This window comes from Kineococcus sp. GCM10028916, from assembly GCF_042674865.1.
Lineage (GTDB): Bacteria > Actinomycetota > Actinomycetes > Actinomycetales > Kineococcaceae > Kineococcus.
On record NZ_JBHTFM010000003.1, the window covers coordinates 635399 to 654572 of the forward strand.

The window sequence follows — 19174 nt, forward strand, 5'->3', positions numbered from 1 at the left end:
CCGTTGGAGGGTCCCCGTGCAGTACCGCAACCTGGGTCGAACCGGAATCAAGGTCAGCCCCTACGCCCTCGGCACCATGATGTTCGGCGCGATCGGCAACCCCGACCACGAGGACTCGATCCGGATCATCCACAAGGCCCTCGACGCCGGGGTGAACGTCGTCGACACCGCCGACTTCTACTCCCAGGGGGAGTCGGAGGAGATCCTCGGCAAGGCCCTCGCGGGGCGCCGCGACGACGTCGTCCTCGCGACCAAGTTCCACCTCCCGATGGGGGAGGACCCGAACATGCGGGGGAACTCCCGTCGCTGGATCACCACCGCGCTCGAGAACTCGCTGCGCCGCCTCGGCACCGACCACGTCGACCTCTACCAGGTCCACCGGCCCGACCCCGAGACCGACGTCGAGGAGACGCTGTCGGCGCTGACCGACCTCGTCCGGGCCGGCAAGGTCCGCGCCATCGGGACCTCGAGCTTCCCGGCGAGCGAGATCGTCGAGGCCCAGGTCGTCGCCGAACGGCGCGCGCTGCAGCGCTTCCGCACCGAGCAGCCGACCTACTCGATCATGAACCGCGGGATCGAGAACGAGGTCCTGCCGGTGGCGCAGCGCTACGGCATGGGGACGCTGGTCTACTCACCGCTCGCCGGTGGGATGCTCACCGGCCGCTACCGCAAGGGGCAGGAGACCGACGGTCGCCGGGCCGCCTACGGCTTCCGGTACCTCAGCGACGAACGCCGCCTCGACGTCGTCGAGGAGCTCCTCGTCCTGGCCGCCGAGCTCGGCGTGAAGCTCACCCACCTCGCGATGGCCTTCGCGATCGCCCACCCGGGCGTGACGTCGGCGATCATCGGCCCGCGCACGATGGAGCAGCTCGACGACCTCCTCGCCGGGGCCGACCTCCACCTCGACGACGCCGTGCTGGACCGGATCGACGAGATCGTCCCGCCCGGGACCGACGTCAGCCCGCTCGACATGGCCTACCGGACGCCGCCGATCCTCACCCCGTCGCTGCGACGCCGTCCCGCGGACGCGCGGTCCGCCGCCTAGTGGGAAGAGGTCACCCCGTGAACGTCAGCCAGAGCAGGGCGACGTTGAGCACCACGACGGCGACGACGGCGACCGTCGCGGCGACCTGGGTGGCGCGGCGGTTGGCGTGCTCGCCCATGAGCTCGCGGGAACTCGTGAGCCGGACCAGGGGGATCAGCGCGAACGGGATCCCGAAGCTCAGGACGACCTGGGAGACGACGAGGGCGCGGGTCGGGTCGACCCCGATCCCCAGGCACACCAGCGCCGGGATCAACGTCACCACCCGGCGGACCAGCAGCGGGACCTCGATCCGCAGCAACCCCTGCATGATCACCGCGCCGGCGTAGGCCCCGACGGACGTCGAGGCCAGACCGGAGGCCAGCAGGCCGATCGCGAAGAACAGGGCCGCGCCGGTCCCGAGGTGGGTGGCCACGGCGGCGTGCGCGCCCTCGAGGGTCTCGGTGCCGGGGACCCCGCGCAGCGCGGACGCCGCCAGCAGCAGCATCGAGATGTTCACCAGACCGGCCACGGCGAGGGCCGCGACGACGTCGATCCGGGTCGCGCCGAGCACCCGCCGGCGCTGCTCCGGGGCGACGGTGCCGTGGTGGTCGCGGGCCATCGCGGAGTGCAGGTAGACCGCGTGCGGCATGACCGTCGCGCCCAGCATGCTGGCCGCGAGCAGCACCGTCTCGGCCCCGTCGAAGCGCGGGACGAGCCCCTTCACGGCCTCGCCCGCGTCCGGGGGCGAGTAGAAGACCCCGGAGACGAAACCGATGGCGATGATCAGCAGCAGACCCATGATCACGGTCTCGAACCGCCGCACCCCGTTGCGGTGGTGCAGGGCCAGCATGGCGACGGAGACGACGCCGACGATGACCCCGCCCAGCAGCAGCGGGATCTGGAACAGCAGGTGCAGGGCGACGGCCCCGCCGATGACCTCGGCGAGGTCGGTGGCCACCGCGACGAGCTCGGCCTGGGCCCAGAAGGCCAGCCGGGACCTGTGACCCAGCCGGTCCCGCAGCACCTCCGGCAGGGTCCGGTCGGTGACGACGGCCAGTTTGGCCGACAGGTACTGCACGAGGACGGCCATCGCGTTGGCGACGACGAGCACCCAGAGGAGCAGGTACCCGTACCCGGCGCCGGCCGTGAGGTTCGCGGCGACGTTGCCGGGGTCGACGTAGGCGATGGCCGCGACGAACGCCGGCCCCAGCAGTCGCAGCAGGGGCCGGCGTCGGGCGGTGCGGGCGGGCGCGTCGGCGCGGGCGTCCGTCGTCATCGCAGCATCATGGCAGAAGTTCGGAGCACCGAACTCTGGAGTTCGGTGCGCTCAGAGGTTTTTCGTGTAGCAGACGCTCAGGGGGCTGTCCGCCCACGGGCCGAAGTTCGTCGTGGACCGTTCGTAGCCGAGGCGTTCGTAGAGGGCCATCGCCTCGGGCTGCTTGGTGCCCGTCTCCAACCGCACCCGGGTGAACCCGTCGCGGCGGGCGGCGGCCTCGTAGGCCGCGACCAGGGCCGTGGCCACGCCCCGGCCGCGGAAGTCGTCGTGCACGAAGACCCGCTTCATCTCCGCGGTGGCGTCCCAGCCGGCCTCGGTCACCGCCTCGCGGGCGATGCAGCCGGCGGGGACGCCGTCCACGAACGCGACGAGGCAGACGGCGTCCTGCGCCAGGGTGTAGTCGTCGTCGGGTTCGCCGGGGACCCGGTAGCGGCGGTTCAGCTCGGCGACCGCCGCCACGACGAGGGTGTCGAGGTCGGGGTCGCCGAGGGTGCGTTCTTCGATCTGCAGGGTGGTCGAGCTGGTCACGAATCCACGGTGTCACGGACCCCGCGACGACGCTGCGAGGGGATCGCGGCGACCTCCGGGTCGAGCGGGGCGCGACCGTTCTTGTCCACGCGGGTCGCCTCACCCAGGATCGCCAGGCCGAGCAGCGCCAGGACGAGGGCCACCAGGGCGGTCGAGGCGTAGCCGAAACCGCCGTCGATGGCGAGCCCACCGAGGAAGGCGCCCATCGCGTTGCCCACGTTGAACGCGGCCTGCATCGCCGCCGAGGCCATCGAGGCGCCACCGCCGGCGGCGGTGATGCCGCGCGTCTGGATCGGCGCGGACATCGTGAACCCGGTGAAGGCGAAGAGGAACACGCCCACCGCGACGGCCACCCTGCTCTCCGCCAGCAGGTAGACCGCGCCGAACACCACGACCTGCGCGACGAAGCCGACGGCCAGGGTCCGGTAGGGCCGCCAGTCGGCGAGCCGGCCGCCGAGGACGTTGCCGAACGTCGCCCCGAGCCCGAAGAGGATCAGCACCCAGCTGACCGAACCCTCCGAGAACCCGGCGACCTCGGTCAGCAGCGGCGAGACGTAGCTCAGGACGGTGAACATGCTCGCGAACCCGACCGTGGTGATGGCCAGGGTCCACCACACCTGGCGGCGGCGGAACGCGGCGAACTCCGAGCGCAGCGACCCGGTGCGGGTCTCGACCTCGGGGACGAGGGCCAGGATCGAGGCGATGGTCACCAGACCGATGATCCCGACGAGGGCGAAGGTCAACCGCCAGCCGAGCTGCTGGCCGACGTAGGTGCCCAGCGGCACCCCGACGACGTTCGCGACGGTCAGCCCGGTGAAGACCAGGGCCAGGGCCTGACCCTGGCGTCCGGGCGGGGCGAGCTTGCGGGCCACGACGGCGCTGGCGCCGAAGAAGGCCCCGTGCGAGAGGCCGGACAGGAAGCGCGCCCCGACCAGCAGGTGGAACGTCGGCGCGAGCGCGGTGGCGGCGTGACCGAGGACGAACATCCCCATCAGGCCCATGAGGACGCGTTTGCGGGGCCAGGAGTGGGTGAGCGCCGTCAGCGTGGGCGCACCCACGACGACGCCGAGGGCGTAGGCGGTGATGAGCCAGCCGGCGCCGGCGATGGAGACGCCGAACGTCGCGGCCATCTGGGGCAGCAGCCCCATGGCGACGAACTCGGTCGTTCCGATCCCGAAGGCGCCGACGGCGAGGGCCAGGATGGCGATGGGCACGGGTGGGGATCCTCTGGTGCGGGGGTGGACAGGGGCGTTCGACCAGTGCTCCGTCGCCTGTCGACACCTCGATCATCGCCCGCCGCCGCGGGTCTGTTCCAGCCCGGCGGGACGCCGTCCCGGAATCGTTGCGTCCCAGACCCTCCCGGGCGTGGCCGGAAGACCTCAGGAACCCCTCAGAGCCGCGCGGGCGGGCGGGAGACAGACTGACCCCGTGACGACGGCGACACTCCCGACCGCACCCTGGCGTCCGGTCGAGCTCACCCTGACCGCCCGGCAGGACCACCCCGACCCCTACGGCGGGCTCGACGTCCACGTCGTGTTCAGCCACCCCGACGGCCTCGTGCTGCGCCGTCCCGCGTTCTGGGACGGCGGACGCACCTGGCGGGTGCGCTTCTCCTCCCCGGGCCCCGTCGGGGAGTGGAGCTGGACCAGCTCCGCGAACGCGTCGGACCCGGGCCTGCACGGGGTCAGCGGCACCGTCGCGATCGGCGCCGACGCGCCCCGCGGACGGTTCGAGCGGCACGGGTTCTGGCGGATGTCGGAGGAGGGACGTCACCTCGTCCACGCCGACGGCACCTCCGCGCTGCTCGTCGGCGACACCGCCTGGGCCCTGCCCTGGCGCGCCACCCCCGAGCAGGTCGAGGTCTACGCCCGCGACCGCGCCGCGAAGGGGTTCAACGCCGTCCTGCTCATGAGCCTGCAACCGGACAGCGACGCCCGCGGACCCGAGGACCGCGGCGCGGACGAGGGGTTCGGCGTCGCCTTCGACGACCTGCCGCAGGCCACCTTGCGGGCGCTGCGGCCGGACTACTTCCAGGACCTCGACCGCCTCCTCGACGTCCTGCGCGCCCACGACCTCGTCCCCGTCCTGCAGCCGGTGTTCCAGGGGTTCGGCTGGAAGGGGTTGCGGGCGGCCGGTGGGACGGTGCCGCCGGCGGAGTACGCGCGCTACTGCCGCTACCTCGTGGCCCGCTACGGCGCGGGTCCGGTCGTCTGGCTGGTCGGCGCCGACGGGAGCGGGGAGGAACCGCAGACCCTGGCCGGGGGCCGGGAGGTCCAGGCGTGGGACGACCACCGCCACCCGACGGGGATCCACTACCGCCCGTTCGCGCACAACCGGGCCCACCAGGACGCGGACTGGCTGGACTTCCAGTGGTGCCAGACCGGTCACCGCGGCGACCACGTCCCTGAACGGGTCGCGGACATGGCCCGCAACCAGCCGGAGAAGGCCGTCGCGAACGGCGAACCCAGCTACGAGAACACCGGCCGTTCCGGGTTCAACGCCGGCTGGTGGCAGGGCCACGAGGCGTGGGGCAACCTCTGCGCCGGCGCGACCATGGGCGTCGTCTACGGGGCGGGCAGCCTGTGGCAGTGGCAGCTGCGTCCCGACGAGACCGGGCAGTCCACGTTCTTCAGCGCGCCCGGCGCGGGCTGGCGGGAGGCCCTGGACTTCGAGGGGTCGACCTACCCCGGGGTCCTCGCCCGGGTCCTGCAGGGGCTGCCCTTCACCGGTGCCCGGCCCAGCTGGGAACACAGCACCGTGCCCCGCGGGCTGATCGTCCCCGGCCGGTTCCTCCTCGTCTACGCCCACGACGGCGGTGACGTGCGGGTGGTCCGGGGTGCGGAGGTGCCGCGGCCCTACCGGGTCATCGACCCGACCACGGGCGAGGTCGTGGCCCGCGGGGTGCGCGAGGAGGAGGACGGGACGATCCCCGATCCCGGTGGCGCGCCGCGGGTCTTCGTCTGCTGCGACGACTTCAGCGGTTCCGCGATCGCCTGACGTCAGAGTTCGCGGACCCGCCCGTCCTCGACGGCGAAGCGACGGGTCACGTGGACGGCCTCGAGCAGACGGCGGTCGTGGCTGACGAGCAGCAGGGTCCCGGCGTAGCTCTCCAGTGCCTGTTCCAGCTGCTCGATGGCCGGCAGGTCGAGGTGGTTCGTCGGTTCGTCGAGCACGAGGAGGTTCACCCCGCGGGCCTGCAGCAGGGCCAGGGCCGCGCGGGTGCGCTCGCCCGGCGAGAGGCTCGACGCCGTCCGGGCGACGTGGTGCTGACCGAGGCCGAACTTGGCCAGCAGGGTGCGGACCTCCGCGTCGGGCCAGTCGGGGACGGCGTCGGAGAACGCGCGGGCCAGCGGCTGCTCGCCGAGGAACAACCCGCGGGCCTGGTCGACCTCGCCGACCGCCACCCCGGAACCCAGTGCGGCGGAACCGGAGTCGGGCGCCAGACGACCCAGCAGCAGGTTCAGCAGGGTCGACTTGCCCGCGCCGTTGGGGCCCGTGACGGCGACCCGGTCGCCGACGTCGATCTGCAGCGTCACCGGCCCGAGGGTGAAACCCCCGCGCTGCACGACGGCCTCCCGGGTCGTCGCGACGACCGTCCCGGAGCGGGGAGCGGCCGCGATCTCCATCTGGAGCTTCCACTCCTTGCGGGGTTCCTCGACCACGTCGAGGCGTTCGATCATCTTGTCGGTCTGCTTGGCCTTCGCGGCCTGCTTCTCGCTGCCCTCGCGCATCTTGGCCCGGATGTTCTTGTCCGGGTCGCCCTTGCGGACGGCGTTCTTCACGCCCTGCGCCATCCAGCCGCGCTGCATCCGGGCGCGCGCCTCGAGGCCGGCCTTGGTGTCGGCGAAGTCGTCGTAGGCCTCGCGGGCGTGGCGGCGCTGCACCTCGCGTTCGGCGAGGAACGCCTCGTACCCGCCCCCGACGACCCGCACGACCTGCTGGGCCAGGTCGAGTTCCACGACCCGGTCGACGGTGCGGGCCAGGAACTCCCGGTCGTGGCTGACGACGACGGCGGGGGAGCGCAGTTCGGTGACGAACTTCTCCAGCCGGGCCAGACCGTCCAGGTCGAGGTCGTTGGTGGGTTCGTCGAGCAGGAACACGTCGTAGCGCGAGAGCAGCAGCGCGGCCAGCCCGGCGCGGGCGGCCTGCCCGCCGGAGAGCGACGTCATCGCCGCGTCCGCGGAGACGGTCAGGCCGAGGTCGGCGAGGACCTCGTCGGTGCGTTCGTCGAGGTCCGCACCGCCCAGGTTCAGCCAGCGGTCCAGGGAGTCGGCGTAGCGGTCGTCGGCGCCGGGCTTCCCCTCGGCCAGGTCGTTCGCGGCGTCGTCCATCTGCTGCTGGGCCTCGGCGACGCCGGTGCGCCGGCCGAGGAACTGCGCGACCGACTCACCCGGGCGGCGTTCGGGTTCCTGCGGCAGGTAGCCGACGGTCGCGCTCGGCGGCGACAACGAGATCGTGCCCGTCTCGGGGGTGTCCTGGGCCGCCATCAGCCGCAGCAGCGTCGACTTCCCCGCGCCGTTGGCCCCCACCAGCCCGACGACGTCCCCGGGCGCGACGACGAGGTCCAGACCGGAGAACAGCGCGCGGGTGCCGTGGGCGGCGCTGAGGTCCTTGGCGACGAGGGTTGCACTCACCGGACCATTCTCGCCCGTCGCATGACCCCTCGTCGCTCACGTTCTCCCCGGGGCGCAGGATGACGACCGTGGACGCCACCCAGCACGCCCGGTCCTTCGGCGCGGCCGCCGACTCCTACGCCCGGGCCCGGCCCGGCTACCCGCGCGACGCGGTCGACTTCCTCGTGGGGGACGCGGCCCGGGTGCTCGACCTCGGCGCGGGGACGGGCAAGTTCAGCCAGGCCCTGGTCGCGGCGGGGCACGAGGTCGTCGCCGTCGAACCCTCGACCCGGATGCTCGCGCAGCTGCGGGAGGCCCTGCCGGAGGTCGAGGCGCACGAGGGCTCGGCGGAGGCGACGGGGCTGGCGTCGGGGTCCGTCGACGCGGTGGTGGTGGCCCAGGCGTGGCACTGGGTCGACCCGGGGCGGGCCGTGCCCGAGGTGGCCCGGGTCCTGCGTCCCGGCGGGAGCCTCGGCCTGGTCTGGAACGTGCGCGACGACACCGTCGACTGGGTCCGCCAGGTCTGGGACCTGGCCCAGCGCGGGCAGGAGCAGGAGATGCGCACCGACACGACCGAGGTCGGCCCGCCGTTCGGCCCCGCCCACCGCTTCGGGACCCGGTTCGAGCACGTCACCGACCGGGCCGGGATCCTGGACCTCGTCGCCTCCCGCAGCTACGTCATCGTGCTGCCCGAGGACGAACGCCGTGACCTCCTGGCCGCCGTGGCGGACGTCCTCGACGGCCACCCCGACCTGCGCGGCCGGGACGAGGTCCGCGTCCCCTACCGGACGCACTGCACCCGGTTCGTGCTCCGCTGAGGGCCGTCCGGGCGAAACCCGAGCGGGATCACGCCCCGTGACGGCAGACTGCCCCTCGGGTGCCGGGGGGCACCCGGACGAGCGAACGGCCGGGGGGGCTGACATGACCGTCACGAGGATGGAAGGTGCCCAGGGGCACCGCACGCGTCACCGCACGAGTCACCGCACGAGCGGTCTCGAGGTGCGCCGCGACCCGCTCCGGACCCGGGCCCTGGCCGCGGCGGGCCTCTCGCTGCTCTGGCCCGGCCTCGGGCACGCGTACCTGGGACGGACGTCGACGGCCGTCGCGTTCGTGATCGCCCAGGTCCTCGTCGTGGTGCTCTCGGTCATGCCCGGCCTCTGGCGCGTGACGGCCCCGGTGTGGGTGCTGCTGGTGGTCAGCTCCGCGTGGAGCGCCGCACGGACGGCCCGGCGCGACGCACGGGCATCCGTCGACTGACTGCACTCCCGGCGGGCCACTTGACCCGCGTCCGGGCGGATGACAGTTTCCGGGCGTGGCAGAACTCGAGGACACCCCCGGTGCCGGTGCGGCACCGCGCCCCGTCCTGCTGACCGTCGACGACGACCCGGCCGTCTCCCGGGCGGTGGCCCGCGACCTGCGCCGCCGCTACGGCCGCGAGTACCGGATCGTGCGCGCGGAGTCCGGCGCCGACGCGCTCGGTGCCCTGCGCGAGCTGAAGCTGCGCGGGGAACCCGTCGCGGCGGTCCTCGCCGACTACCGGATGCCGCAGATGGACGGCGTCGAACTGCTCGAGCAGGCGATGGACCTCTTCCCCACCGCCCGCCGGGTGCTGCTCACCGCTTACGCCGACACCTCCGCGGCGATCCGGGCCATCAACGACGTCGACCTCGACCACTACCTGCTCAAACCGTGGAACCCGCCGGAGGAGAAGCTCTACCCCGTCCTCGACGCCCTCCTCGAAGGCTGGCGGGCGATCCCGGCGCGGCCCGTCGACGAGGTCGTCGTCGTCGGCGACCGGTGGTCGGCGCGGTCCTTCGCGGTGCGGGACTTCTTGGCGCGCAACGAGGTCCCCTACCGGTGGCTGCTGGCCGAGCAGCCCGAGGCCGTGCGCCTGATGAGCGTGGTGGACCCGTCCCGCCTGCCCGTCGTGGTCGCCCCGGGCTCCGACGGCCCCGTCGTGCTCGTCGACCCCGACGACACCGCCCTGGCCGAGCACGTCGGGCTCTCGACCCGCCCGCAGCAGGACTTCTACGACCTCGCCATCGTCGGCGGCGGCCCCGCCGGGCTGGGGGCCGCGGTCTACGGCGCCTCCGAGGGGTTGCGGACGGTCCTCGTCGAGGAGCACGCCACCGGCGGGCAGGCCGGGCAGAGCTCCCGGATCGAGAACTACCTCGGCTTCCCCGACGGCCTCTCCGGCGCGCAGCTCGCCGACCGGGCACGGCGACAGGTCGCGAAGTTCGGCGCCGAGACCCTCGCCGCGCGCAGCGTCACCGCCCTGGAGACCTCCGGCGGCGCGCACGTCGTCCGCTTCGCCGACGGGACCAGCGTCGCGGCGCACACCGTCCTGCTCGCGACCGGGGTGTCCTACCGGACCCTGGAGGGACCCGGCCTCGACGAGTTCACCGGCCGCGGCGTCTACTACGGGGCCGCGTTGAGCGAGGTGAACGCCTGTGCCGAGGAGGACGTCTTCGTCGTCGGCGCCGCGAACTCCGCCGGTCAGTCCGCGGTGAACCTCGCCCGCTCGGCCCGCAGCGTCACGATGCTCGTGCGCGGCCCCTCGCTCGAGGCGTCTATGTCGTCCTACCTGGTCGAGCAGATCCGGGCCCTCGACAACGTCCACGTGCGCACCTGCACCGAGGTCGTCCGCGCCGCCGGCGACGGGCACCTGCACTCGATCGTGGTGCGGGACAGGCAGTCCGGCCAGGAACAGGAACTCCCCGCCACCCACGTCTTCGTCTTCATCGGCGCCTCCCCGCGCACCGGGTGGCTGGAGGGGACCGTGCAGCGCGACGCCCACGGGTTCGTCGTCGCCGGCCCCGACCTGCACCTCGTCGACGGACGCCCACCCGGCTGGACCCTGGACCGCGCGCCGTACCACCTCGAGACCTCCGTCCCGGGGGTCTTCGTCGCCGGCGACGCTCGCGCGGACTCCGTGAAGCGGGTCGCGTCCGCCGTGGGTGAGGGAGCGATGGCCGTCATGCTCGTCCACCGCTACCTGGCCCAGTCGTGAACCCCGACGCGAACCCCGCCGTGCGGCTCGCCCCCGAGGAACTGCGGACCCTGTTCCTCTTCGAGAAGCTGTCGGAGGAGCAGCTGGGGATGCTGTCGGCGGCCGGCGAGGTCGTCGACGTCGCGCCCGGCCCGCTCTACGCCGAGGGCGAGAAGGCCACCTGCTTCTACGTCCTGCTCTCCGGCGCCATCGCCCTCTCCCACCGCGGCGGCGGCACCGACGACCTCGAGGTCGGCCGCACCCGCCAGCGCGGCGTCTACTGCGGCGCGTGGGAGGCCTACCTCGGCGACGACGCACCCGAGGGGTACGGCTCCTCCGTCCGCGTCCTCGAACCCGCCCGCTTCTTCGTCCTGCCGGCCTGGAAGTTCGGCAAGGTCGTCCGCGAGTGGTTCCCGATGGCCGTCCACCTCCTGGAGGGCCTGCGGATCGGGATCACCGAGGCCCAGGAACTCATCGGCGCTCGCGAGCGCCTGCTGGCCCTCGGCTCGCTGACCGCGGGACTCACCCACGAACTCGGCAACCCCGCCGCGGCGCTGGCTCGGACCCTCGGGCAGCTGCAGGAGGGTCTGGACGTCCTCGCACCTCCCGTCCCCGTGACCGGAGCCGTTGCGGTGCCACGTGATCCGCTGGCGCGCGCCGAGGCGGAGGACCGGCTGCTGGACGTCCTCGACGAGCTGGGGGTGGCCGAGCCCGACGACCTCGCCCCGGTCCTCGTCGAGCACGGGGTCAGCGCCGAGTTCCTCGGGTCGCTGGGCGGGAGGACCGCCGTCGAGACGTACGCGCGGGGGTTGTCGGTGCGTTCCCTCGTCGCCGAGGCCGCCTCGGCGTCGGCCCGCATCAGCGCGCTGCTGGCCTCGGCGGGCAACTACGCCCAGCTCGACCGCGCGGCCGAGGGCTGGGTCGACGTCCGGGAACTGCTCGACGCGGCGATCGAGATGCTCGGTGCGGGCGCCGGCCGCGCGGTCGGCAACGCCCACGTCGTGAAGGACTACGCCGACGTGCCCAAGCTGCTCGGGCAGGCCGGCGAGCTCGGCCAGGTCTGGACCAACCTCCTCGACAACGCCCTGGACGCGCTGGCGCCGGGACCGGGCACGGTCACCGTGCGGGTCCGCGACGGTGACCCCGGGGTCGTGGTCGAGATCGCCGACGACGGACCGGGGATCCCCCCGGAACTCCTGGGCCGCATCTTCGAACCCTTCGTCACCACGAAGGACGTCGGTCAGGGGACCGGTCTCGGCCTCGACATCGCCTGGCGGATCGTCGTGCACCGCCACCACGGGCGCCTCGGCGTCACCAGCGAACCCGGCAACACCGTCTTCCGGGTGTGGCTGCCGCTCACCCCCGAACCCCCCACCTCCGAAGCCACCGCTCCCGAAGGAGAACAGTGACCGAACCGATCGACCCCACCGCCGCCCCCAGCGGCCCCGGCTGCGCCGACTGCGAGGTCTCCGACCCGCAGGGCTGGTGGTTCCACCTGCGCCGCTGCGCCGCGTGCGGGCACGTCGGCTGCTGCGACTCCTCGCCCGGCCAGCACGCCAGCGGCCACGCGGCGTCCTCCGGGCACCCCGTGGTGCGCTCCTACGAACCGGGCGAGGAGTGGTTCTACGACTTCGGCACCGAGGAGACCTTCGAGTCCGGTCCGGACCTCGCCCCGCCGCTGAACCACCCCGAGGACCAGCCCGCCCCCGGCCCGCACGGCCGCGTCCCGTGGAACTGGACGACGCTGCTGCACTGACCCCGGTCTCCCGTGGAAGAACGCTCCCCGCCCCCGAGCGGCCCTCGTGGGCGCGGGGAGGGTTCGTTCCGCGGGGGAGCGCCTAGGCTCCGGGGGTGAAGTACCTCCTGGTCGTCATCGTCCTCGCCGTCGTCGCGTTCCTCGCCTACCGACGCATCCGCGGGTCGGGCTCGAACCTGGACGGCGGGGTCAACCGCGAACGGCTGCGGGACGAGTTCCGCGCCGGGAACGACCCGAAGGACCCGACCGACCGGGGCTGAGCCCCACCAGCACCAGCAGTGCGACCGTCGAACCGGTCGTGCCCAGCGTCATGTCCCCGAGGGTGTCCTCGTAGGCCGTGGCCAGCTCGGTGCCGTGGCGGATGAACGTCCACCACTCGCCGATCTCCCACAGCAGCGCCAGCAGCGCCCCACCGCCGACGACGGCGACCGCCCGCGCCCACCGCGGTCGCAGCGCCACGACGTCGAGGACCAGCCCCAGACCCAGGGTGAGCAGGAACCAGTTGAGGAAGTGCAGGGCGTCGTCCCACCAGACGAGCGAGTCGTAGAGGTCCAGCGTGTTCCCGCTGACGTCGACCAGGAACGGCAGCATCACCAGGGTGAACCCCGCCCAGGGCGCTCGCCGTCCCGACCGGTCCAGCACCCGCCACAGCAGCGGGACGACCAGCATCATCAGCGGGTAGAACACCAGCCGGGCCGTGAACCCCTTGCCCGCGAACTGGGGCAGGTCCCGCGCGAACGTTGCCACGAGCAGCTGGACCACCGTCGCGGCGAGCACGACGGCGACGGCGGTCCAGCGCGGTGCTCGCATTCCCCTAGTCTTCCGCCCGTCCGGCGCGCGCCGGGACGGATTCGGAGGACTCGGCATGGCGAACGGTTCGGGGCGACCCGGTTGGCAGTTGCACGGCGACGGGCGCAGCGTCCGGCCCGGGGCGGTCGTCGCTCCCGAGGAGCGGCTCGCGTGGCCGCGGACCATCGGGATCGGGCTGCAGCACGTCGTCGCGATGTTCGGCTCGACGGTCCTGGTGCCGGCGCTGACGGGTTTCCCCGTCGCCACCACGCTGTTCTTCTCCGCGATCGGCACGGCCCTCTTCCTGCTGATCACCCGCAACCGCCTCCCCAGCTACCTCGGGTCCTCGTTCGCGTTCATCGCGCCGATCCTCGGCAGCTCCCAGGGGTCGGCGACCGGCGGGATCCTCGTCACCGGGCTGCTGCTGGCCGTCGTCGGGGTCGTCGTCCACGTCGCGGGGTCCGGCTGGATCGACGTCGTGATGCCGCCCGTCGTGACGGGCACCATCGTCGCGCTCATCGGGCTGAACCTGGCGCCCGCGGCGTGGGGGACCACGGAGACCTCGGGTTTCCGGGCCGACCCGTTCACCGCGATCGTCACGCTCTTGGTGATCGCGCTCACCAGCGTGCTGTTCCGGGGGCTGCTGGGGCGCCTGGCGATCCTCGTCGGTGTCGTCGTCGGCTACCTCGTCGCCGCGGCCCGCGGGCTGGTCTCCTGGGACGCGGTGCACGCGGCCGGCTGGGTCGGCCTGCCGACGTTCACCGCCCCGCGCGTCGACGCCTCCGACCTCGCGCTGTTCCTGCCGGTGGTGTTCGTCCTGGTCGCCGAGAACGTCGGGCACCTGAAGTCCGTCGCGGCGATGACCGGTCGGGACCTGGACCCCCTCGCCGGGCGGGCGTTGCTCGCCGACGGTCTCGCCACCACCCTGGCCGGTCTCGGCGGCGGGTCCGGGACGACGACCTACGCGGAGAACATCGGCGTGATGGCCGCGTCCAAGGTCTACTCGACCGCGGCCTACTGGGTGGCCGCCGCGGCGGCGCTGGTGCTGTCGTTCTCGCCGAAGTTCGGCGCCCTCGTCGGGTCCATCCCGCCCGGTGTCCTCGGCGGGGCGGCGACGCTGCTGTACGGGATGATCGGCGTCCTCGGCGCCCGGATCTGGGTGCAGAACAAGGTCGACTTCTCCGACCCGGTGAACCTCACGACCGCCGCCGTCGCGCTGATCGTCGGGATCGCGAACTACACGATCACCACCAGCGGCGGGCTCTCCTTCCAGGGCATCGCGCTGGGCACGGTCGCCGCGATCGGGATCTACCACCTGATGCGGGCGGTTGCGCGGGTGCGCGGCACCGCGCCGACCCAGTGACCCGACCCGGTGATCAGGTGCGGGACTTCCCGCTGACGTAGAGCACGAGGTCGCCGTCCTGCAGGGCGGCGACCTCGTGGAAGAGCAGGGTCCGGCCCGCGCGCAGCACGGCGAGGACGGGCACGCCGAGGGCGTCCGGGGCCAGACCCACCTCGGCCGGGGTCACGGGACGCTGGTGCAGGTCCAGGCCGGTGCCGAAGGAGACGAGGTCCTCGACGACCTCGACGGCGGCGGGGCTGTCCGCCGCGAGCCCGAGCAGGCGCCCCGTCGTCTCCGAGGTCACCACGACGGAGTTCGCGCCCGACTGCCGCAGCAGGTCGGCGTGCTCGACCTCGCGGGCCGTCGCCACGACCGTGGCGTGCGGGTTGCGCCGGCGCAGCGCGAGCGTCGCCAGGATGGCGGTGTCGTCGCGGTCGACGGCGACGACGACGGTGCGGGCGCGGTCGGCGAGCGCCGTCACCAGCGTCTCCGAGCGGGTCACGTCGCCCGTGACGCTGAGGTAGCCGTCGCGGGCGGCGTCGGCCGTGGCGGTGGGGCTGCGGTCGACGACGAGGACGCGGTCGGCCGGCACTCCCTTCAACCGCAGCTCGCGGACGGCGTTGCGGCCCTTCGTGCCGTAGCCCAGGACGATGACGTGGTCGCGCATGCGGGCCCTCCACCGCGCGAGGCGGATCTCCTTGCGGGAGCGCTCGGTGAGCGCCTGGATCGTGGTGCCGACGAGGATGACGACGAACAGGATGCGGACCGGGGTGACGAACAGCGCGTTGACCAGCCGGGCGCTGTCGCTCACCGGGACGATGTCGCCGTAGCCGGTCGTGGAGAGCGTGACGGTCGTGTAGTACAGCGCGTCCAGGGACGAGAGCGACCCGTCGACGCCGTCGCGGTAACCGCCACGTTCGAGGTAGACGACCACCCAGCAGACCACGACGAGCAGCAGGGCCAGCCCCAGGCGCAGCGCGATGGCGCGCAACGGCGACACCGGGCGCCCGGCAGGCAGGCGCAGGCGCGCTGATCGTTCGGCCACGTCCCGAGTCTGCTGGATCACCGCGATCCCGCCACCGACGGGGTGCTCAACGGCAGACCCCTACCCGATCCGTGATCTTGCTGGGACCCCCCGCAAGATCGCGAACGCGAAGGGCCCGTCCGGTGATCCGGACGGGCCCTTCGTCGTGCGGGGTCAGGCGGTGAGTTCCCGCGCGATGAGCTCGGCGATCTGCGCGGTGTTCAGCGCGGCGCCCTTGCGGAGGTTGTCGCCGCAGACGAAGAGGTCGAGGGTGTTCGGGAAGTCCAGCGCCTGGCGGATGCGGCCGACGACGGTCGGGTCGCCGCCCACGGTGTTGGCCGGGGTCGGGAAGACCCCGTTCGCGAGGTCGTCCTGCACCTCGACGCTCGGGGCGGCTCCGAGCTTCGCGGTCGCCTCGGCCACCGACACCGGCTTCGCGAACGTCGCGTGCACGGCGAGGGAGTGCGTGGTCTGCACCGGCACCCGGACGCAGGTCGCGGAGACCTTCAGGTCGGGGATCCCGAGGATCTTCCGGGACTCGTTGCGGACCTTGAGCTCCTCGCTCGTCCAGCCGCCGTCCTTGAGCGAGCCCGCGACGGGGATCACGTTGAGGGCGAGGTGGGCCGGGAACGGGGAGTCGTCACCGAGCTTGGCGGAGATCGCCGCGGCGGTGTCGCCGGCCGTGGAGCCGAGGGTGCGGCCGCCCGCGACGACCTCGAGCTCGTCGTAGAGGCGGTCCACGCCGGGCTGTCCGGCGCCCGAGGCCGCCTGGTAGCTGGCGACGACGAGTTCGGTGAGCTGCCACTCCTCGTGCAGGGCGCCGAGGGCGTCCATCATCGTGAGCGTCGTGCAGTTCGGGTTCGCGATGATGCCCTTGGGGCGGTTCCGCGCGGCCGCGCCGTTGACCTCGGGGACCACGAGGGGGACCTCGTCGTCCATCCGGAACGCGCCGGAGTTGTCGACGGCGACGGCTCCGCGCTCGGCGGCGATCGGCGCCCACACCGCGGAGACCTCGTCGGGGACGTCGAACATGGCGACGTCGACCCCGTCGAAGACCTCGGGGGTGAGTTCACGGACGACGACGTCCTCGCCGCGGACCCGCAGGACCTTGCCGGCCGAGCGGGCGGAGGCGACGAGACGGATCTCGCCCCACACGTCGGGGCGCTCGGAGAGGATCCCGAGCATCACGGTGCCGACGGCGCCGGTGGCCCCGACGACGGCGAGGGTGGGTTTGCGGCTCTCGTTGGATGTCATCGTCCGGTACCTCCGTAGACCACGGCTTCTGCTTCCCCGTCGAGGCCGAACGCGGTGTGGATCGCGCGCACGGCGTCGTCGAGCTGGTCGAGGCGGGTGACCACCGAGATGCGGATCTCCGACGTCGAGATCATCTCCATGTTGATGGCCTCACTGCCCAGCGCCTCGAAGAACGTCGCGGAGACCCCCGGGTGCGACCGCATCCCGACGCCGATCAGCGAGACCTTCCCGATCTGGTCGTCGTACTCGACCCGCTCGAAACCGATCGCGGCCTGCGCCTTGTCCAACGCGGCGATCGCCGTCGAGCCCTCGGCCTTGGGCAGCGTGAACGAGATGTCCGTGCGGCCCGACGCCCCGGCGGCGACGTTCTGCACGATCATGTCGATGTTGATCTCGGCCTGCGCGACGGCCTTGAAGATCGCCGCGGCGGTGCCCGGGTTGTCGGGGACCCCCACGACGGTGATCTTGGCTTCGCTGCGGTCGTGCGCGACACCGGAGATGATCGGCTGTTCCACGGGTTCCTCCCCGGTTCGGTGGGTGCTGAAGGCGGCGGGGACGGGGGAGTCGGTGACCCAGGTCCCCTCGTGCGGGCTGAAGGAGCTGCGCACGTGGATGGGGAGGTCGTAGTTCCGCGCGTACTCCACGCAGCGGAGCATGAGGATCTTGGCGCCGTTGGCGGCCATCTCCAGCATCTCCTCCGTCGCGATCCGGTTGATCTTCCGGGCCGTCGGGACGATGCGCGGGTCGGCGGTGTAGACGCCGTCGACGTCGGTGTAGATCTCGCAGACGTCGGCCTTCAACGCCGCCGCGAGCGCGACGGCGGTGGTGTCGGACCCGCCGCGACCGAGGGTGGTGATGTCCTTGGTGTCCTGGCTGACGCCCTGGAACCCGGCGACGATCGCGATGGAACCCTCGTCGAGCGCGGCGCGGATGCGACCGGGCGTGACGTCGATGATCCGGGCCCGCCCGTGCGAGGAGTCGGTGATGACCCCGGCCTGGGAACCGGTGAAGGAGCGCGCCTCCAGCCCGAGGTTGGAGATCGCCATGGCCAGGACCGCCATCGAGATCCGCTCGCCCGAGGTCAGCAGCATGTCCAGCTCGCGCGCGGGCGGGCGGGGGCTGACCTGCTCGGCGAGGTCGATGAGGTTGTCGGTGGTGTCACCCATCGCCGAGACCACGACGACGACCTCGTGGCCGGCGCGCTTCGTCGCGGCGATCCGCTTCGCGACACGCTTGATCCCCTCGGCGTCAGCGACCGAGGAACCGCCGTACTTCTGCACCACGAGAGCCACGACGGACGATTCTACGGAACGTCGTGCCGTGCTCCAGGCCGTGCCCAGCCCGCCGTCCCGCAGCTGTGCACGGTGTCCACCCGGGGACGCCCTCAGGGGTGGAGTGCGTCGAACTCCGCGTCGGAGACCGTCTCGGAGTCCACGTCAAGGCGCAGGTGGGCCAGCAGCGACTGCAGGACGCGCAGCGCCGCGGTGGCCCGCAGTCCCCAGGAGGAGAGGTAGGAGAACTGCCACCACCACAGCGCCTCGGTGAGGTCACCGCGTTCGTGGTGGCGCAGGCCGTGCTCGAGGTCGGCAGCGACGCTGGCGAGGTCGTCGGACAGGGCCCCGCGGACGAGCTTGGCGTCGGTCAGCGGGTCCACGACGTCGGCGTAGTCGTCGAGGCCCTCGAGGACGTTCGCGAGCCCGGCGCGGACGGGGTCGACGTCCGGGTCCGGGCCGGCGTCGGGTTCGTAGCGCCGCGACGGGACGACGTCGGCGACCGCGCCGAGGCGGGCGCCGGACACGAGCGCCTGGCTCACGGCGAGGAGCAGGACCGAGAGCGCGGTCGAGTCCATCCGCCCGGTCGCGACCTCGGTGACGGTCGAGAGGTAGGCGCGGGCGTCCGCGGCCGTGGTGGCGGCGAGTTCCGCGAGCTCGTCGCTCACGGTCTCGGGTGCGGGGTGCTGCTCAGCCATCGAGGGACCTCCGTCCAGCGAACGCTCGTCCAAGGGTCACTTCGTCTGCGTACTCCAGGTCCCCGCCCACCGGCAGGCCGGAGGCGAGTCTCGTGACCCTCAGACCCATCGGCTTCAGCAACCGCGCCAGGTACGTCGCGGTCGCCTCCCCCTCCAGGTTGGGGTCGGTCGCGATGATCGTCTCGGTGACCGTGCCGTCGGACAAGCGGGACAGCAGCTCCCGCATGCGCAGGTCGTCAGGCCCGATGCCCTCCATGGGGCTGATCGCGCCGCCGAGCACGTGGTAGCGACCACGGAACTCCCGGGTCCGCTCGATCGCGACGACGTCCTTGGACTCCTCGACGACGCAGATGACCGTCGGGTCGCGACGGGGGTCGCGGCAGACCCGGCACAGCTGTTCCTGCGCGACGTTCCCGCAGACCTCGCAGAACCGGACCTTGCTCTTGACCTCCGTCAGGACGTCGGCCAGCCGCTTCACGTCACCGGCGTCGGCGGCGAGCAGGTGGAAGGCGATGCGCTGCGCGCTCTTCGGTCCCACGCCGGGGAGGCGACCGAGCTCGTCGATCAGGTCCTGGACGACTCCTTCGTACACCCGTCGAGACTACGTGCC

19 protein-coding genes are annotated in these 19174 nt (G+C 72.8%); 9 read left to right on the forward strand and 10 right to left on the reverse strand.

What is annotated here, in order from left to right; translation table 11 throughout:
* Positions 1-16 precede the first annotated feature (16 nt).
* The gene (locus tag ACFQ46_RS05575; protein ID WP_380257981.1) at positions 17-1045 is read left to right on the forward strand and encodes an aldo/keto reductase; all 1029 of its coding nucleotides are present in this window, start codon (positions 17-19) and stop codon (positions 1043-1045) included.
* Positions 1046-1055: 10 nt separating this feature from the next.
* On the opposite strand, the gene ACFQ46_RS05580 is transcribed toward ACFQ46_RS05575, so the two are convergent.
* Genes ACFQ46_RS05580 through ACFQ46_RS05590 form a run of 3 tightly spaced genes read right to left on the reverse strand, consistent with a single transcriptional unit; the run spans position 1056 to position 4042 of the window.
* On the reverse strand, positions 1056-2300 hold the full coding sequence (locus tag ACFQ46_RS05580) for an Nramp family divalent metal transporter (RefSeq protein WP_380257983.1): 1245 nt from the start codon (positions 2298-2300) through the stop codon (positions 1056-1058).
* 51 nt (positions 2301-2351) lie between these two features.
* The gene (locus ACFQ46_RS05585) at positions 2352-2828 is read right to left on the reverse strand and encodes a GNAT family N-acetyltransferase (protein WP_380257985.1); all 477 of its coding nucleotides are present in this window, start codon (positions 2826-2828) and stop codon (positions 2352-2354) included.
* Positions 2825-4042 carry an MFS transporter gene (locus ACFQ46_RS05590; protein ID WP_380257987.1) on the reverse strand — a complete coding sequence of 406 codons (1218 nt, stop codon included), beginning with the start codon at positions 4040-4042 and terminating at the stop codon, positions 2825-2827. The genes ACFQ46_RS05585 and ACFQ46_RS05590 overlap by 4 nt, the downstream gene beginning before the upstream one ends.
* 214 nt (positions 4043-4256) lie before the next feature.
* Here ACFQ46_RS05590 and ACFQ46_RS05595 point away from each other — a divergent pair, with 214 nt between their 5' ends.
* Positions 4257-5825, forward strand: coding sequence for a DUF4038 domain-containing protein (locus ACFQ46_RS05595; protein WP_380257989.1), 1569 nt, complete (start codon positions 4257-4259; stop codon positions 5823-5825).
* 2 nt (positions 5826-5827) lie between these two features.
* On the opposite strand, the gene ACFQ46_RS05600 is transcribed toward ACFQ46_RS05595, so the two are convergent.
* Positions 5828-7462 (reverse strand): ABC-F family ATP-binding cassette domain-containing protein, encoded by a 1635-nt coding sequence (locus ACFQ46_RS05600; protein WP_380257991.1) that lies wholly within the window; start codon positions 7460-7462, stop codon positions 5828-5830.
* Positions 7463-7521: 59 nt separating this feature from the next.
* Here ACFQ46_RS05600 and ACFQ46_RS05605 point away from each other — a divergent pair, with 59 nt between their 5' ends.
* The 6 genes from ACFQ46_RS05605 (at position 7522) to ACFQ46_RS05630 (ending at position 12446) form a co-directional block, all read left to right on the forward strand.
* Positions 7522-8259: a class I SAM-dependent methyltransferase gene (locus ACFQ46_RS05605; protein WP_380257993.1), complete on the forward strand. Its 738-nt coding sequence runs from the start codon at positions 7522-7524 to the stop codon at positions 8257-8259.
* Positions 8260-8377: 118 nt separating this feature from the next.
* Positions 8378-8698 carry a hypothetical protein gene (locus ACFQ46_RS05610; protein ID WP_380257995.1) on the forward strand — a complete coding sequence of 107 codons (321 nt, stop codon included), beginning with the start codon at positions 8378-8380 and terminating at the stop codon, positions 8696-8698.
* Positions 8699-8753: 55 nt separating this feature from the next.
* Positions 8754-10451 carry an FAD-dependent oxidoreductase gene (locus ACFQ46_RS05615; protein ID WP_380257997.1) on the forward strand — a complete coding sequence of 566 codons (1698 nt, stop codon included), beginning with the start codon at positions 8754-8756 and terminating at the stop codon, positions 10449-10451.
* Positions 10448-11839: a sensor histidine kinase gene (locus ACFQ46_RS05620; RefSeq protein ID WP_380257999.1), complete on the forward strand. Its 1392-nt coding sequence runs from the start codon at positions 10448-10450 to the stop codon at positions 11837-11839. The genes ACFQ46_RS05615 and ACFQ46_RS05620 overlap by 4 nt, the downstream gene beginning before the upstream one ends.
* Positions 11836-12186, forward strand: coding sequence for a UBP-type zinc finger domain-containing protein (locus tag ACFQ46_RS05625; RefSeq protein WP_380258001.1), 351 nt, complete (start codon positions 11836-11838; stop codon positions 12184-12186). The genes ACFQ46_RS05620 and ACFQ46_RS05625 overlap by 4 nt, the downstream gene beginning before the upstream one ends.
* 95 nt (positions 12187-12281) lie before the next feature.
* Positions 12282-12446, forward strand: a complete 165-nt coding sequence (locus ACFQ46_RS05630) for a hypothetical protein (RefSeq protein WP_380258003.1) — start codon at positions 12282-12284, stop codon at positions 12444-12446.
* Here the strand turns inward: ACFQ46_RS05630 and ACFQ46_RS05635 are convergent.
* Positions 12376-12996 (reverse strand): hypothetical protein, encoded by a 621-nt coding sequence (locus ACFQ46_RS05635; RefSeq protein WP_380258005.1) that lies wholly within the window; start codon positions 12994-12996, stop codon positions 12376-12378. The two genes, ACFQ46_RS05630 and ACFQ46_RS05635, sit on opposite strands and share 71 nt — an antisense overlap.
* A gap of 55 nt (positions 12997-13051) precedes the next feature.
* Between ACFQ46_RS05635 and ACFQ46_RS05640 the strand changes: the two genes are divergently transcribed.
* The gene (locus ACFQ46_RS05640) at positions 13052-14338 is read left to right on the forward strand and encodes a uracil-xanthine permease family protein (RefSeq protein ID WP_380258007.1); all 1287 of its coding nucleotides are present in this window, start codon (positions 13052-13054) and stop codon (positions 14336-14338) included.
* Between the two features lie 13 nt (positions 14339-14351).
* Here the strand turns inward: ACFQ46_RS05640 and ACFQ46_RS05645 are convergent, their stop codons facing one another.
* From ACFQ46_RS05645 to recR, 5 genes are all read right to left on the reverse strand, one after another.
* A complete protein-coding gene (locus tag ACFQ46_RS05645; protein WP_380258009.1) occupies positions 14352-15362 on the reverse strand; it encodes a potassium channel family protein in 1011 nt (336 codons plus the stop codon).
* Between the two features lie 153 nt (positions 15363-15515).
* Entirely contained in the window at positions 15516-16595 is a 1080-nt protein-coding gene (locus tag ACFQ46_RS05650; protein ID WP_380258011.1) for an aspartate-semialdehyde dehydrogenase, read from the reverse strand.
* A complete protein-coding gene (locus tag ACFQ46_RS05655) occupies positions 16592-17887 on the reverse strand; it encodes an aspartate kinase (RefSeq protein WP_380258014.1) in 1296 nt (431 codons plus the stop codon). The genes ACFQ46_RS05650 and ACFQ46_RS05655 overlap by 4 nt, the downstream gene beginning before the upstream one ends.
* A 92-nt stretch (positions 17888-17979) precedes the next feature.
* Positions 17980-18564: a DUF5063 domain-containing protein gene (locus ACFQ46_RS05660; RefSeq protein ID WP_380258017.1), complete on the reverse strand. Its 585-nt coding sequence runs from the start codon at positions 18562-18564 to the stop codon at positions 17980-17982.
* Entirely contained in the window at positions 18557-19156 is a 600-nt protein-coding gene (gene recR / locus ACFQ46_RS05665; RefSeq protein WP_328294426.1) for a recombination mediator RecR, read from the reverse strand. The genes ACFQ46_RS05660 and recR overlap by 8 nt, the downstream gene beginning before the upstream one ends.
* Between the last annotated feature and the right edge of the window lie 18 nt (positions 19157-19174).

What these genes read in the sequence shown, in the direction of transcription:
- ACFQ46_RS05580 (WP_380257983.1), bottom strand. Translation starts at nt 2,300, where the DNA reads ATGACGACGGACGCCCGCGCCGACGCGCCCGCCCGCACCGCCCGACGC.
- ACFQ46_RS05605 (WP_380257993.1), top strand. Translation starts at nt 7,522, where the DNA reads ATGACGACCGTGGACGCCACCCAGCACGCCCGGTCCTTCGGCGCGGCC.
- ACFQ46_RS05610 (WP_380257995.1), top strand. Translation starts at nt 8,378, where the DNA reads ATGGAAGGTGCCCAGGGGCACCGCACGCGTCACCGCACGAGTCACCGC.
- ACFQ46_RS05635 (WP_380258005.1), bottom strand. Translation starts at nt 12,996, where the DNA reads ATGCGAGCACCGCGCTGGACCGCCGTCGCCGTCGTGCTCGCCGCGACG.
- ACFQ46_RS05640 (WP_380258007.1), top strand. Translation starts at nt 13,052, where the DNA reads ATGGCGAACGGTTCGGGGCGACCCGGTTGGCAGTTGCACGGCGACGGG.
- ACFQ46_RS05650 (WP_380258011.1), bottom strand. Translation starts at nt 16,595, where the DNA reads ATGACATCCAACGAGAGCCGCAAACCCACCCTCGCCGTCGTCGGGGCC.
- ACFQ46_RS05660 (WP_380258017.1), bottom strand. Translation starts at nt 18,564, where the DNA reads ATGGCTGAGCAGCACCCCGCACCCGAGACCGTGAGCGACGAGCTCGCG.